This is a genomic window from Halalkalibacter sp. APA_J-10(15), assembly GCF_023017105.1.
In the GTDB taxonomy this organism is placed as follows: Bacteria; Bacillota; Bacilli; order Bacillales; family Bacillaceae_D; genus Halalkalibacter.
Window position 1 is genome coordinate 87872 of the sequence record NZ_JALKEV010000003.1, and the last position, 15852, is coordinate 103723.

Sequence of the window (15852 nt, forward strand, 5' to 3'; positions counted from 1 at the left end):
ATATTAGCTGTATTTTTATGCTATAATAAAAAAGATACGGAATGGACAATTTCGTTCAGGGATTAGTAGGAGTGTTGATAATGAGTGATGAGAAAGTCGTGACAATAAACGAAAAAATTCCGACATTGAGAGAACAACGAAAACAGCGTGCGAATCGGCGCTTGCTGTTTTTTTTATCATTCTTTTTTATGTTGCTTCTACTAATTGTTTACTTTCAATCACCAGCAAGTCATGTTAGAGAGGTGACTGTAGATGGCAACATTCATCTTACTCATGAAGAAGTACTGCATCAAAGTACGCTTCAAATTGGGACAAGCATTTGGAACGTAGATGAAGACGATATTGTTAATAGGTTAAATGAACATATTGAGATATCTTCTGCTTATGTTGAACGTCGTTGGCCCACTACAGTCGAAATTACAATCTCTGAGCATGAACGGGTTGGCTATTTAGTTCACGATGATCGATATTATCCGATTTTAGATAATGGGATGAATTTATCTGAATTGAATAGGTCACATATACCAGCTGATGCCCCCATATTAGTAGGGTTTACTGAAGGGGCTGATTTATCAGAATTGTCAGCTGAACTTAGACAGCTACCGAATGCTTTACTGGAGCGTATCTCAGAAATCATTTATTCGCCAACGGAACAGGATGCACAAGCTCTCATCATGTATATGACAGATGGGATAGAGGTACATACAACGATCAATGATTTTCATGAAAAGGTGATTCCATATTTAGCGATTATTAATGATCTAGATACGAGTAAAAGAGGAATTTTGCACTTACAAATGAGCCCTTATTTTGAAGAGTGGGTGTCAGAGGAGGATGAAGAAGATGAAAGTGAGACGTAAGCATCTCATCCTATCCTTTGTGTTAATTGTTACAGGCTTTATTTTAGCGTTGAATTATGAGATGACTAATGAAAATGTCAGCTTAAATCCAGGGTATGATCGTCAGTGGGAGCGTGAAGATGAACTACGAAATCAATTGATTCTTGAACAGTCGACTAACCAAAAACTACAAGAGGATATGCGTTTTTATCAAACGCAGCTACGTGAACTAGAAGAACACGTCAAGACACTTGATGAAGAAGAAGAAGTTCGCGCAAAAAATTTATTGGAGGATCTAGACCGACTACGAAAAGTAGTAGGTGATGTAAAAGTAGAAGGTCCTGGTATCGAAGTTTCATTAGAGGATTCAGATTATGTCCCTGATGGCGAGGATCCAAATAATTACATTGTCCACGAATTTCATATTCAGCGTGTTGTCCATGAGTTATTTGTCGCTGGAGCTGAGGCTATTGCTATTAATGGGTACCGTTTAACAAGGCAATCTTACATTCAATGTACAGGACCTGTTATTCGAGTAGATGGTCATGTATCTTCTGCCCCTTTTGTTGTGACAGCCATAGGTGATTCTGATATTTTGGAATCAGCTTTGACGTTACCTGGTGGTGTGCACAGCCAATTAGTTAGTGACGAGATAACCGTTCGGATTCAAAAGAAAAATACAATTGAACTTGATCCTCATTTTACGGAGAGTGGGTGATCAATTGAAAGAAAAATGGGTATTTGCATTTATTACTCTCGTCATTGGATTTATGATTGCCATTCAATTTCAGACGACTAAAGAGCCAGTCATTAGAGACACAAGGGATATTAGAGAATTAAGAGCAGAAGTATTATCAGAACAAGAGAAAAGGCAAGAATTAACACAGGAAATGGAGCAAATTCAATCTTTAATTGAGCAATATGAACAGTCTGTCGATAATTTAGGTGGGGAAGTTACGACGGTAATTGAAAATCAAATTGAGGAAATGAGAGCGGAAGCGGGTTTAACCGAACAAGAGGGCTCTGGTGTTGTTATCACCATTACTTCTTTATATAATGACCAATATTTTGGACAAGATCGCTTCATTCCTTCTCCTGATGTATTCCGTTTTTTGATAAATGAATTAAATATTTATGGTGCTGATGAAATTGCTGTAGGAAATGAACGGATTATAACTACTTCTGCATTTCGAGATGTGAACCAAATGACCTATTTGAACAATCGACGATTGCCCCCTCTTCCTATAGAAGTAAAGGTGCTTTCAAACGACCCCGAACGTTTACATAATCATATGCTCGTTTCGGCTTCAGTTGATTTTTTTGAAATTGAAGGATATGAATTATCAATAGAAATGGTCGAAGAAATACAAATTCCTGCGTTTGACCAGACACCTCGGGTGCGTTTTATGGAAGAAGTGAAGGAGGAGTAGTTGGAAATGTGGTTACCGATTGTAGCTTTAATTATAGGAATTGTAGTAGGACTTATGACAGATTTTCGCGTGCCTGACGAATACTCGAACTATTTGTCGATTGCTGTGCTAGCTGCATTAGATACTTTATTTGGTGGGATTCGAGCTTATCTTCAGAACACCTTTGATACGAACGTATTTGTATCAGGTTTCTTCTTTAATATTTTATTAGCAGCAGGTTTAGCTTTTCTAGGTGTTCATCTTGGTGTAGACTTATATTTAGCTGCTATATTTGCATTTGGTGTTCGATTGTTTAATAATATTGCCGTTATTCGTCGAATGATATTAACGAAATGGAAAACAAAGCAGGAAAAAGATGCTTAAAATGAAGGTAGTTAAATAATTCATAAATATGTATCAGTACAAAAAGGAGAATATAAATTCTTGTTGAATATGTTTAGTAACTAGTTTAAAAGTAGAAAATGCATTGAAATGTTCAATAGATTATATAAGGAGGTGCCATAGATTGGACAACAGTGAAATCTACGTTAGTTTAGACATCGGTACATCCAATGTCAGAGTGATAATTGGGGAAATGTCAAATGGTACAATGAATATAATTGGTATGGGGAAGGTTGCTTCTGAAGGAATCAAAAAAAGCGCCATCGTTGATATTGATGAAACGGTAAAATCAATAAAAAGAGCGATTGAACAAGCTGAGCACATGGTTGGTTTAACAATCAACCAAGTCATCGTTGGAGTGAATGGGAATCACATTCAGTTACAACCTTGTCATGGTGTCGTGGCAGTTTCTAGTCCAGATCGAGAGATTAGTGATGAAGATATCACAAGGGTTATTGATGCTGCACAAGTTGTATCAATCCCACCAGAACGTGAAGTCATAGACGTTATTCCTAAGCAATTTATTGTAGATGGATTAGATGAAATCAATGATCCACGTGGAATGATAGGGGTTCGCCTTGAAATGGAAGGAACGATTATTACTGGCTCCAAAACGGCTTTACATAATTTATATCGCTGTGTAGAACGAGCAGGATTACAGGTGGCTGGTTTCTGCTTACAATCACTAGCTTCCGGTTCAGTTGCTATTTCAAAAGATGAAAAGAATTTAGGTGTATGTTTAATAGATATGGGAGGCGGATCGATTACGGTATCGATTTTTGACCAAGGGATATTGCAAGATACAGCTGTTGTTCCTATTGGTGGAGACCATATTACAAATGATATTGCTGTTGGTCTACGGACTTCGACAGAAGAAGCGGAGCGTATTAAAGTTAAATATGGGCACTCGTATATTGATGATGCAGAAGTCGAAGAGCGTTTTACTGTTTCAACGATAGGACAAGCAGACAGTGTGGAATATACCCAAGAAGATTTAGCGCACATTATCGAACCAAGAGTCGAAGAAATGTTTGAACTAGCTTATCGAGAAATTCATCGAATGGGATATCGTGATTTTCCAGGTGGCTTCGTCTTAACAGGTGGAACCGTTATGATACCTGGTGTGTTGGAGCTAGCAAGTGAGCTTTTACCTGGTAGTGTTAGAATGGCAATGCCTGATTATCTTGGGGTGAGAGAGCCCCAGTACACGACAGGTGTTGGTCTCATTCAATTCGCTTACAAAAATGTTAAAATACAAGGTAAAGAAATAGCATCAGCTGTTTCAAGCAACGCACATTCGAATTATGATCAACCTGTAAAGAAACAAGTTAAACACGAAATGAAGCGTGAGGAGAATAATAAGCCGAAATCTAAAGGGAAAGTGAAAAACCTTTTTAAAGTGTTCTTCGAATAAGTAAAGAGCGGGCATATTGTACAAATAGGAGGATCTTACATGTTAGAGTTTGAGATGGATATGGATCAATTAGCACAAATAAAAGTCATTGGAGTAGGTGGTGGCGGAAGTAATGCAGTCAATCGTATGATTGAAAATGGTTTAAAAGGTGTAGAATTTATTGCTGTAAATACTGATGCACAGGCGCTACATTTATCGCAAGCAGAAACAAAACTTCAGTTAGGTGGCAAGCTAACTAGGGGGCTTGGTGCAGGTGCTAACCCTGAAATTGGTAAAAAGGCCGCAGAAGAAAGTAAAGAGCAGTTAGAAGAAGTGTTAACTGGGGCTGATATGGTCTTCATTACTGCTGGAATGGGCGGTGGGACAGGAACGGGAGCTGCTCCAGTTATTGCCGAAGTTGCGAAGGAATTAGGAGCTTTAACGGTCGGTGTTGTTACTCGTCCATTTACATTTGAAGGTCGTAAGCGTTCAACACATGCAGCTACTGGGATTCAAGCATTGAAGGAAAAGGTTGATACATTAATTGTGATACCGAACGACCGACTGCTTGAAATTGTTGATAAAAATACGCCTATGTTGGAAGCATTTAGAGAAGCGGATAATGTACTACGTCAAGGTGTTCAAGGTATTTCGGATTTAATTGCTGTTCCAGGTTTAATCAATTTAGATTTCGCTGATGTGAAAACAATTATGAGTGATAAAGGATCGGCATTGATGGGGATTGGAATTGCAACGGGAGAAAGCAGAGCTAGTGAAGCAGCTAAAAAGGCTATATCAAGTCCATTGCTTGAAACGTCTGTTGATGGAGCTCAAGGGGTATTAATGAATATTACAGGTGGCTCTAATTTGTCACTATATGAAGTACATGAAGCTGCAGAAATCGTATCAGCTGCATCTGATCCTGAAGTAAATATGATCTTTGGATCTGTTATAAACGAGAACTTAAAGGATGAGATTGTTGTAACGGTTATTGCTACGGGGTTTGAAGAAAATGATCAACCTGCTTCAACAAGAACACTGTCACAAAAACCTCTAAAAAGCAATACGGTTAAACAGGCGAAGGAAGAGGGGGTATCTGAAGCAAGGGGAACTCAGCAAACTAAAAGTGAGCCAACAGAAGCAACTGATACGTTAGATATACCTACATTTTTACGAAATCGTCGAAATCGAAATCGATAAGTCTAAAGAGATTAAGCACATGCCATTTTTGGTATGTGTTTTTTTGTTTTTTATAAGTAGTTGATTGTATTTCCCACATCATTTTCTCTAAGCTATAACTGACAAATTGATTGAAAATCTCTTAAAAATAGTACGTGAAGTCTGTCATGAATTGACAGACTTCGTAATAGACTAGATGTATACTAGGCTTAAATTATTGGATGTGAGGGTTTCTATGACCATCTATCTAGACTTAATTTGGATTTTAAACCTTTGTATCGACTATCTCCTTATTGCCTTAACGTATTTACTGTTGAAACGGCCGTTTCATCATGTTCGAATGATTGGTGCTGCTTTTTTTGCATCACTCATTGTCTTATTTTTATTTACTTCATATGGACATATTGTATATGAACCATGGTTCAAGGCTATCTATTCTATATGGATTGTCGTAATAGCATTTGGTTATAAACGCTTCCGTTATTTTTTCCAAGTGCTTTGCATGTTCTACTTTGTAACGTTCATGACAGGGGGTGGGTTATTTGCATTGCATTTCTTCTGGCAAACGGAGTCAGATTTATTTGATGGGCTATTAAGTGTGAACAAGGGCTATGGGAGTGGGATAAGTTGGCTCTTTGTTTGTATTGGGTTCCCACTTGTATGGTACTTTTCAAAACAACGTTTCCAGGAGATCGAATTTAGGCAATTTCAAGCTAATCAATTAATAGATGTTCAAGTTGTAATAGGTAATAAGAGTATTACTTCAAAAGGATTGATTGATACGGGAAATCAATTGGTGGAACCTCTCTCTAAACGTCCAGTTATCATAATGGAAGCAAATTTATTCTATGAGTCTTTTTCAAAAGAATACATTGATCAACTTTTACAATTTCATGAACTATCGATGAAATCTAACGAACAATCAACGCAATTAGATGACCGTCTTACGATCATTCCATATCGCGTTGTAGGTCAATCATCCCCCTTTTTAACAGGGATTCGACCAGATTACATAAAGCTATATGAGGAAGGAGGAGTGATTCAAACTTCTAAGGTGTTGATTGCACTTCAAGATAAGGAACTTTCATCAGATCATTCGTTTACAAGCATTATTCACCCAGCACTGTTACAAAGGGGAATGACAAAAGAAGCAATGTCGTCATGAGTGAACGTCTTTAGCGAATGATTTATTTATATAATTTTTGTAATTTAAGGTAGGGGGCATACGATGCTGAAACTGAAAATGAAATTACTTTGGTACAAATTAATGTATCGAATGGGTATGAAGCCAGACGAAATTTACTACATAGGTGGTAGTGAGGCATTACCTCCGCCATTAACAAAGGAAGAAGAGGCAGTCCTTCTAAAAAAGCTACCAACAGGCGATAAAGCGGTTCGCTCGATGTTAATAGAAAGAAACTTAAGGTTAGTCGTTTATATTGCAAGGAAATTTGAGAATACGGGTATTAATATCGAGGATTTAATTAGTATTGGAACGATTGGGCTTATTAAAGCTGTTAATACGTTCAATCCGGAAAAAAAGATCAAATTGGCGACATATGCTTCTCGCTGTATCGAGAATGAAATATTAATGTATTTAAGACGTAATAATAAAACACGTTCGGAAGTTTCATTTGATGAACCATTGAATATTGACTGGGATGGAAATGAATTATTGCTTTCAGATGTATTAGGAACAGAAGAAGATATAATTACAAGAGGAATTGAAGAAAAAGTTGATCGTAAATTATTAGTGAAGGCGCTACACACATTAAATGAAAGAGAAAAACAAATTATGGAGTTAAGGTTTGGACTAGCTGGAGATGAAGAAAAAACACAAAAAGATGTAGCTGATATGCTCGGAATATCTCAATCATATATATCCCGACTTGAAAAAAGAATCATTAAACGATTACAAAAAGAGTTCAATAAAATGGTTTAAAGAGTGTTAAAAAAGAATTTTTGGAAAATCTCGGGATTGTTCCGATTGCGTTGGAGAATAACGACCTACTAAAATTTTTAATTGGGACCTCCACTTTTTGAAAAATTTCTTAAAAAATTTTTTTCTTTTGAATAAGTCGTGTTATGACGTGCATGAGTCTTATTTTTGTGAGTTTATCCACAAAAGGCTCGTGCATATTTTTTCCTACGCAGGAGATACTTTTCTTAGACATCATCTCCCGCGATAGGAGGGAAAGAATTGACACGAAATAAAGTTGAAATATGTGGTGTAGATACGTCAAAGTTACCTGTTCTGAAAAATGCAGAAATGCGTGAATTATTTCAGCGTTTGCAAAATGGAGAAACAAGTGCTAGGGAAACGTTAGTGAATGGCAACTTAAGGCTTGTATTGAGTGTGATCCAACGCTTTAATAATCGCGGAGAGTATGTGGATGATCTCTTTCAAGTCGGTTGTATAGGTTTAATGAAATCGATTGATAATTTCGATTTAAGTCAAAACGTTAAATTCTCTACATATGCAGTGCCAATGATTATTGGTGAGATTAGACGCTATTTACGCGACAATAATCCAATACGTGTCTCTCGTTCACTACGAGACATAGCGTATAAAGCTTTGCAAGTACGTGATCAATTAATGGCGGAGAAGAAAAGGGAAAAGGAACCAACTGTACAAGAGATTGCAAAAGTTCTAGATGTACCAAAAGAGGATGTCGTCTTTGCACTTGATGCAATACAAGATCCTGTCTCCTTGTTTGAACCGATTTATAATGACGGTGGTGACCCAATCTTTGTAATGGATCAAATTAGTGATGAGAGGAATCGAGATGTTAATTGGGTGGAGGAAATTGCTTTGAAGGAAGCAATGGTACGCTTGAATGAACGTGAAAAGATGATTTTAAACATGAGGTTTTTTCAAGGAAAGACCCAAATGGAAGTTGCTGATGAAATTGGCATTTCTCAAGCTCAAGTTTCACGTTTAGAAAAGGCAGCTATTCAGCATATGAATAAGCATGCTCAAGTGTAGTACTTAAAATGAATATGAATTTAGTGTGTGAAACCTCAAAAGGAATGAAAGTAGTCCTTTTGAGGTTTTTTGTAGAATCAAAAATGGATAAGCGCATTCTATTAACCTTATGAAGATCACGGAAGTTGGAGAAGGGTTTATAGAAGAGCTTGGGCTTCGTTCGGTACACGTTGCTCTGAAGGGAAACCATATTTAAATCAACTAAACCCCTTGTAACGACTACGTACGATGCAATTAAGAAAAAACTGTTGCGCAGTATTCTTATGATTTAAATAAGGGTTTGTTCGAGAACTAACATATTTCATTAACCTGATTGCATATATAGTGTTAGGAGCTTAATTTCATAATGAGGAGCAGTGAAAACATGAAAATATCTGAACTACAAGCGAAGGACATTGTAAACATGGAAAATGGGAAACGGTTAGGACAATTGACAGATATAGAAATTGATCTACAATCAGGTCAAATTAGAGCACTTGTTATTAGTGGAACAGGTAGAGTCATGAGTATGTTCGGAAAGGAAGTTGAAGAAATCATCATTCCATGGAAAAATATTATTCGTATTGGTTCAGATGTCATTTTAGTTGAATTGCAATCAAAATTTAATATGCAACAACAAGTAAAGTAGGAAAACATGAGAAAGATGTTTCGCGTTTTTTCTTACCTATGATAGAATATATATAATCGTCTTATTCGTTAAAGGTAAGGAGAGAGTCAAATGGAGCCTTTTGAACAAGGATCGGAACGATATTTAAAGTTATCATATTGGGAAAAAAAATATCCTTCCTTAGTTGCAGGTTTTACGACAAGAAACGGTGGAATGAGTTCAGCTCCATTTAGTAGCTTAAATATGGGGTATCATGTTCAGGATGATCCAGAGATCGTTTCTAAAAATCGTCAATTGCTTGCTAATGATCTTTCCTTTCCGCTTGTTCAGTGGGTTGGAACTGAACAAGTTCATCATTCAAAAATTGTTTACGTTTCTCAAGAGCATAAAGGGATGGGTTCACAAGATGTGAGATCAGCTATTCGTGAAACAGATGGAATCTACACGAATGAGCGCAATGTATTATTAACTAGTTTGTATGCCGATTGTGTTCCAATCTATTTTTATGCGCCAAAAGCTACATTCATCGGCTTAGCTCATGCTGGATGGCGTGGAACAGTAGATCAGATTGGTCCTAAGATGATTAGACGCTGGTCGGAACATGAATCCATTCCAAAAGAAGATATCTTAATTGTCATAGGACCTTCGATTAGTAGAAGACATTATGAAGTAAGTGATATAGTTATAAATGCCATTGATGAATGTTTTGAACGGTCTTTTGATAAGTCTTTGTTATATGAAAAAATTTCAGATGATCATTACCTTTTAGATTTACAAATGGTAAATAAATATCTTTTTATTAACGAAGGAATACATCCTTCACAAATAACGGTATCATCTTTATGTACAGTATCGGATGAGCGGTTATTTTCACATCGCGCTGAGGGTGGGAAGACTGGTAGGTTAATGAGTTTCATCGGATTGAGATAGTTGGAAGGTGACATGGAATGACAATTGAAGAAAATGTTAAAAGCATAAATAATGAAGTGAAGGAAATTTGTCAAAAGATTGGACGGAATGTGTCCGATATACATATTATAGCTGTTACGAAGTATGTTTCAATTGAAACAGCGCAAGCGGCTCTTCACTCTGGGCTTCAACACATAGGTGAAAATCGTGTAGACGGAGCACTTACTAAATGGGAAGCTCTTCATCCTCAAGGGACATGGCATTTCATTGGAACACTGCAATCTCGAAAGGTAAAAGATATTGTCGGGAAATATGAATATCTCCATTCTCTTGAAAGATTGTCACTTGCTAAAGAGTTGGACAAGCGTATGCCAAGTGGAAGGAAGATGAAATGTTTCGTACAAGTAAACGTGTCCGGTGAAGAAACCAAATCAGGTATACTCCCTTCCTCAGTGGAAGAGTTTATTGAAACGTTAATGGAATATAAGGGGATAGAAGTCATAGGTTTAATGACGATGGCTCCTTACTATGATGACCAAGAACAAACTCGTCCTATTTTTCGGAAATTGAGAGAACTTCGTGACCAAATACGACAAAAAAAATGGCCGCATGCTCCATGCCATGAATTATCAATGGGAATGTCGAATGATTATAGAATAGCTCTTGAGGAAGGAGCGACATTTATTCGGATTGGCACTGCACTAGTTGGAAAAGAATGAAAAAAGGAGAGGTTACTGTGGGAATGAAATCGAAATTCAAACGTTTTTTTGAACTTGATGATCATTATGAAGAAGTAGAAGAAATGACGGAGCCTCAGCAAGAGGAAATAGAAGCTCCACAGCGTAGGTCTCGCTCCAATCAAACGAAGTCACAGCAAAATCAACAAAATGTTGTTAGTTTACAAAGTATTCAAAAGGGTGCAAAAATGATTTTATTAGAACCGAGGACGTATGAAGAGGCACAAGAAATTGCTGATCATCTGAAGAATCGCAAAGCTGTCATAATTAATTTGCAACGTATCTCTCACGATCAAGCAAAACGAATTGTTGATTTTTTAAGTGGGACTGTTTATGCGATTGGAGGAGACATTCAAAAAGTTGGGACGCATATCTTCTTATGTACACCAGACAATGTTGATGTAACTGGGTCCATAACGGAAATGATTCAAGAGCAATTTGAAGGATAAAAAGGTGGTGAATTTAGATGAGTGGGATTGGCAGTTTATTAATGTTGTTATTAACCATTTACTCTTATATGGTCATTGCATATATTTTGATGTCTTGGTTTCCCAATGCACGAGAGTCATCAATTGGACAAATGATAGGTCAGTTAGTGGAGCCTTTCTTGGAGCCTTTTCGCAAGATTATTCCTCCATTAGGAATGATTGATATTTCTCCCATTGTCGCAATTCTTGCGTTACACTTTGCGAGAATGGGGATTGCAGCTATTTTTTAAATGAGCTGATGGAAGTGGTGACTTCATGAGTATTTACCAACATTTCAGAGAGAATGAATGGACATTTGTTGATCAAGCATTAGAATGGCAGCAAGATGCCAAATTACGTTATCGAGAAAGATTAACTGATTTTCTTGACCCGAGACAACAAGAGATCTTACAAAGTGTCATCGGTCAGGATGACGAGGTAAATCTCTCTTTTCTAGGAGGTTCGCCTTTTTCTGAGAGAAAGCGTGCATTCGTTGCACCTTCTTATATTCAGACTATTGAAGAGGACTTTAAGCTTTCACTATGTATTATTCGATATCCTTCTAAATTTGTTTCGCTTGAACATCGTGATGTATTAGGGGCATTAATGAATGTCGGTCTTAAGCGTGAAAAATTCGGAGATATTGTTATTGGTGACGGCTATGTACAAGTGATTATTGCCGAGGAAATTGAAGATTTTATCATTGCAAATGTTAAAATGATTGGAAATGCGTCGGTATCACTCGAACGAAGACCTATATCTGAACATGAGAAAAATGAAGAAGTTTGGGATGAACAAACAACGACGATTTCGTCTCTTCGGTTAGATGCGGTTTTGGCTCAAATTTATAAGCTATCTCGTTCTAAAGTACTTCCAATTATTGAGAAAGGCCTTGTTAAAGTGAATTTTAAAACAATTGATCAGCAGTCCTTTCTGCTAGAAGCAGGTGATCAATTGTCAGTAAGGGGATTTGGTCGATCCAAGCTTATAAAAGTTGAAGGAAGAACGAAGAAGGATAAGTACAGGCTTCGTTTTGGTCGACTTTCATAATATAATGAAGTAAAAGAGGTTGTTCAAAAAGTATCAAAAAATATGGCGATGGCTCTGTTCGCTACGCGTCTTGTGATGAGAAAACCGCCATTTTGAACAACCTCTAAAAGGATTTTCGAAATAAATGTCGAATAAAGTTAAGTAGACAAGTAAGCAACTAACTAGGAGGTGGCGATATGCCTTTAACGCCTTTAGATATTCATAATAAGGAATTCACTAGAGGATTTCGTGGATATGATGAAGATGAAGTAAATGAATTTTTGGATCAAGTTATTAAGGATTATGAGGCTGTATTGAAAGAGAAGAAGGATTTATTTGAGCAATTGACAACTCTTGAGGAGAAGCTTGGTCACTTCCAAGATATGGAGGAAACGCTTAATAAATCGATCTTAATCGCTCAGGAAACGGCTGAGGAAGTAAGAAGAAATGCTCAAAAGGAAGCACAATTAATTGTGAAGGAAGCAGAAAAAAATGCTGACCGGATTATAAATGATGCGTTGTCTAAATCACGTAAAGTGATGATGGATATGGAAGAGCTGAAAAAGCAAGCTTCTGTATATAAGATGCGTTTTAAAATGTTAATTGAAGCGCAGCTTGAAATGCTTCGAACTGAGGATTGGAAAGAAATGACTGCAACCGTTGATGATGAAGAGGAAAAGACTAGTTATACTGAATAATAACTTGATCTTCATTCATGTCTGACTTATAATTACTTCATTCGTTTAAACAAAATAAAAGTAAACACAATGATAAGGAAGAGTACAGTATGTTTCATGTACGTAGCGATTCAGGGATGGTGAAAGCCTGATTACATAGCATATTGGAAAATCACCCTTTAGTATTGCGCTGAACGCTATAGTAAGCTGCAACGTCTCATTCACGTTAAGAATGCTTGAGTGGAAAGGTTATCTTTTCATGAGGGTGGTACCACGGGTTAACTTCTCGTCCCTTTTTTTAGGGGTGAGGAGTTTTTTGATTTTCAAAATTAAGGAGTTGGAAAAATGGAATACAAAGAAACATTACTTATGCCCAAAACGGCATTCCCAATGAGAGGGAATTTGCCGAATCGTGAGCCAGAGCGTCAAAGTATTTGGAATGAACAAAACATTTATGAAAAAGTACAAGAACGTACGAAAGGCCGACCTCTATTTGTCTTACATGATGGTCCTCCTTATGCAAATGGGGATATTCATATGGGCCATGCACTAAATAAAATCTTGAAAGATTTTATCGTGCGTTATAAATCAATGAGTGGCTTTCATGCTCCTTACGTACCAGGATGGGATACACATGGACTTCCAATTGAAACAGCATTGACGAAAAACGGTAAAGTGAAGCGTAAGGAGATGAGTGTAGCTCAATTTAGAAAGCTTTGTGAAGAGTATGCACTTAAGCAAATTGCTCGCCAACGTGAACAATTTATGCGTTTAGGTGTTCGTGGAGATTGGTGGAATCCTTATATTACGCTAGATAAAGGGTATGAGGCACAACAAATAAAAGTGTTCGGTGATATGGCGAAGAAAGGGTACATTTATAAAGGGAAGAAGCCCGTTTATTGGTCACCATCATCTGAGTCAGCTCTAGCTGAAGCTGAAATTGAATACCACGATAAACGTTCGCCCTCCATTTATGTTGCCTTTTCTGTAAAAGAAGGTGGGGACGTATTAGACGGTGATGAAAAAATCATTATTTGGACAACAACACCTTGGACGATTCCTGCTAATTTAGGGATTGCTGTACATCCTGATTTAACATATGTAGTTGTACTAGTAAATCATCAAAAATATGTCGTTGCGGAAGGATTACTTGAAACGCTAGCAAATGAATTTGAATGGGAGCAATATGAAGTAACGAAAACAATGAAAGGCTCTCAGTTAGAAAACGTCGTTGCAGAACATCCGATTTATAAACGCGACTCACTCGTCATCTGTGGAGATCATGTCACATTAGATGCTGGTACTGGTTGTGTTCACACAGCTCCAGGACATGGTGAAGAGGATTACATTGTCGGACAAAAGTATGGTTTAGATATCCTTTGCCCAGTTGATGACAAAGGATATATGACTGATGAAGCTCCTGGTTTTGAAGGCTTGTTCTATGATGAAGCGAATAAACCGATTACCCAAAAATTAGATGAGCTCGGTTCGTTAATGAAGCTAACGTTTATTACACATTCGTATGCGCATGATTGGAGGACGAAGAAGCCGGTTATTTATCGTGCAACGGCTCAATGGTTTGCTTCAATTGAACAATTCCGGGATCAACTGTTAAAAGCTGTTGAAGAGGTCGATTGGATTCCGAAGTGGGGCGAGACTCGTTTATTTAATATGGTACGTGATCGAGGCGACTGGTGCATATCTCGTCAACGTGCTTGGGGTGTACCAATTCCTGTGTTTTACGGCGAAGATGGAGAGCCAATTATTACGGATGAGACAATTAATCATATCGTCAAGTTATTTAGAGAGCATGGTTCGAATGTTTGGTTCGAATGGGATACGGAACAACTTTTACCAGAAGGGTTCACGTCTTCTCATAGTCCAAATGGAACATTTACTCGTGAAATGGATATTATGGATGTTTGGTTTGATTCAGGCTCTTCTCATCAGGCTGTTCTTGAGGAACGTAAAGAGCTGGATCGACCCGCAGATTTGTACTTGGAAGGCTCTGACCAATATCGAGGCTGGTTTAACTCATCGCTTTCTACGGCTGTAGCAGTGACTGGAAAAGCACCTTATAAGGGCGTGTTAAGTCACGGCTTTACACTTGATGGAGATGGTCGTAAAATGAGTAAATCAATTGGAAATGTAGTCATTCCTAACGATGTTATGAAGCAGCTTGGAGCTGATATTTTACGCTTATGGGTAGCGTCGGTTGATTATCAAGCAGATGTACGTGTTTCTGATAAAATATTAAAGCAAGTATCTGAGTCCTATCGAAAAATTCGAAATACTTTTCGATTTTTATTAGGAAATTTGCATGATTTTAATCCGAGCGCTCATCGTGTTGAAACGGAGCAACTTAGAGAAGTTGATCTATTTATGCTCGTTAAACTAAACAATGTGATTGAAAAAGTAACAGAATCATATGAGCATTATCAGTTTTCGACGGTTTATCATACTATTCATAACTTCTGTACCATTGAATTAAGTTCATTTTACATGGATATGGCAAAGGATACGTTATATATTGAGCATGCTAATCATCCAGCACGAAGAGCGATTCAAACAGTGATGCATGAAGTGCTTATTGCATTAACGAAGCTCGTTTCACCAATCTTGTCACATACAGCAGATGAAGTATGGGAGCACATACCTAATGTTGAAGAAGAAAGTGTTCAATTAACGGATATGCCTCAAGTTCAAGCGTTCAATGATGTAGAAGGTCTAGAGAAAAAATGGGATCAGTTTATGGAGATACGAGATGACGTTCTAAAAGCATTAGAGCAAGCTCGAAATGAAAAGAAAATAGGGAAATCATTAACAGCTGCTATTACGCTATATGCAAGTGGTCCTGTCAGTGATTTATTACGTTCGATTGAAAACCTTGAAAAGCTCTTTATCGTTTCGAGCGTGAAAATGGCTGGTGAAGTAAATGAAGCACCAAACTCGGCGACGACTTTTGAACAATTAGCCATTTCCGTTGAGCAAGCTGAAGGTGAGACGTGTGAGCGCTGTTGGGTTGTATCGACTACAGTAGGCGCTTCCGCTGAGCATCCTACCTTATGCTCTTCTTGTGCCGAAACGGTGAAAACGTACTACGCAAATGAATAAATATTTTGGGAACGGCTAGCATAACGCTAGTCGTTTTTTTAATTAGGAAATTATAAGTAGGTATCGTTCGTGTTCTTGAAAAGTTAATATTAAGACATAGGTGT

The 15852-nt window shown here is 37.5% G+C and carries 17 protein-coding genes and 1 other annotated feature; all 17 genes read left to right on the plus strand.

What is annotated here, in order from left to right; genetic code table 11:
- Positions 1-80 precede the first annotated feature (80 nt).
- Complete coding sequence (locus MW695_RS04680) at positions 81-860, plus strand: cell division protein FtsQ/DivIB (RefSeq protein WP_247103860.1); 780 nt, start codon at positions 81-83, stop codon at positions 858-860.
- The gene (locus tag MW695_RS04685; protein WP_247103862.1) at positions 844-1557 is read left to right on the plus strand and encodes a DUF881 domain-containing protein; all 714 of its coding nucleotides are present in this window, start codon (positions 844-846) and stop codon (positions 1555-1557) included. The genes MW695_RS04680 and MW695_RS04685 overlap by 17 nt, the downstream gene beginning before the upstream one ends.
- On the plus strand, positions 1550-2269 hold the full coding sequence (locus tag MW695_RS04690; RefSeq protein WP_247103863.1) for a DUF881 domain-containing protein: 720 nt from the start codon (positions 1550-1552) through the stop codon (positions 2267-2269). Before MW695_RS04685 ends, MW695_RS04690 begins: the two co-directional genes overlap by 8 nt.
- A gap of 6 nt (positions 2270-2275) precedes the next feature.
- Positions 2276-2632, plus strand: coding sequence for a small basic family protein (locus MW695_RS04695; RefSeq protein ID WP_247104140.1), 357 nt, complete (start codon positions 2276-2278; stop codon positions 2630-2632).
- A gap of 142 nt (positions 2633-2774) precedes the next feature.
- Positions 2775-4064, plus strand: coding sequence for a cell division protein FtsA (gene ftsA / locus MW695_RS04700; RefSeq protein WP_247103864.1), 1290 nt, complete (start codon positions 2775-2777; stop codon positions 4062-4064).
- A 39-nt stretch (positions 4065-4103) separates the two neighbouring features.
- Positions 4104-5243, plus strand: a complete 1140-nt coding sequence (gene ftsZ / locus MW695_RS04705) for a cell division protein FtsZ (RefSeq protein ID WP_247103865.1) — start codon at positions 4104-4106, stop codon at positions 5241-5243.
- A gap of 214 nt (positions 5244-5457) precedes the next feature.
- Positions 5458-6387: a sigma-E processing peptidase SpoIIGA gene (gene spoIIGA / locus MW695_RS04710; protein WP_247103866.1), complete on the plus strand. Its 930-nt coding sequence runs from the start codon at positions 5458-5460 to the stop codon at positions 6385-6387.
- A gap of 63 nt (positions 6388-6450) precedes the next feature.
- Positions 6451-7164, plus strand: coding sequence for an RNA polymerase sporulation sigma factor SigE (gene sigE / locus MW695_RS04715; RefSeq protein ID WP_035340447.1), 714 nt, complete (start codon positions 6451-6453; stop codon positions 7162-7164).
- A 258-nt stretch (positions 7165-7422) separates the two neighbouring features.
- Positions 7423-8208, plus strand: coding sequence for an RNA polymerase sporulation sigma factor SigG (gene sigG / locus MW695_RS04720; protein WP_035340449.1), 786 nt, complete (start codon positions 7423-7425; stop codon positions 8206-8208).
- A 364-nt stretch (positions 8209-8572) separates the two neighbouring features.
- A complete protein-coding gene (locus MW695_RS04725) occupies positions 8573-8836 on the plus strand; it encodes a YlmC/YmxH family sporulation protein (RefSeq protein WP_247103867.1) in 264 nt (87 codons plus the stop codon).
- Between the two features lie 90 nt (positions 8837-8926).
- Positions 8927-9745, plus strand: coding sequence for a peptidoglycan editing factor PgeF (gene pgeF / locus MW695_RS04730; protein WP_247103868.1), 819 nt, complete (start codon positions 8927-8929; stop codon positions 9743-9745).
- Between the two features lie 17 nt (positions 9746-9762).
- Positions 9763-10443, plus strand: coding sequence for a YggS family pyridoxal phosphate-dependent enzyme (locus tag MW695_RS04735; protein WP_247103869.1), 681 nt, complete (start codon positions 9763-9765; stop codon positions 10441-10443).
- Positions 10444-10460: 17 nt separating this feature from the next.
- Entirely contained in the window at positions 10461-10910 is a 450-nt protein-coding gene (locus MW695_RS04740) for a cell division protein SepF (protein WP_247103870.1), read from the plus strand.
- Between the two features lie 17 nt (positions 10911-10927).
- Positions 10928-11179, plus strand: coding sequence for a YggT family protein (locus MW695_RS04745; RefSeq protein ID WP_247103871.1), 252 nt, complete (start codon positions 10928-10930; stop codon positions 11177-11179).
- A gap of 25 nt (positions 11180-11204) precedes the next feature.
- Positions 11205-11978, plus strand: a complete 774-nt coding sequence (locus MW695_RS04750) for a YlmH family RNA-binding protein (protein ID WP_247103872.1) — start codon at positions 11205-11207, stop codon at positions 11976-11978.
- Positions 11979-12154: 176 nt separating this feature from the next.
- Positions 12155-12655, plus strand: a complete 501-nt coding sequence (locus tag MW695_RS04755; RefSeq protein WP_247103873.1) for a DivIVA domain-containing protein — start codon at positions 12155-12157, stop codon at positions 12653-12655.
- Positions 12656-12715: 60 nt separating this feature from the next.
- Positions 12716-12931: a binding site (T-box leader), on the plus strand.
- 48 nt (positions 12932-12979) lie between these two features.
- On the plus strand, positions 12980-15748 hold the full coding sequence (gene ileS / locus MW695_RS04760) for an isoleucine--tRNA ligase (protein WP_247103875.1): 2769 nt from the start codon (positions 12980-12982) through the stop codon (positions 15746-15748).
- Positions 15749-15852 lie beyond the last annotated feature (104 nt).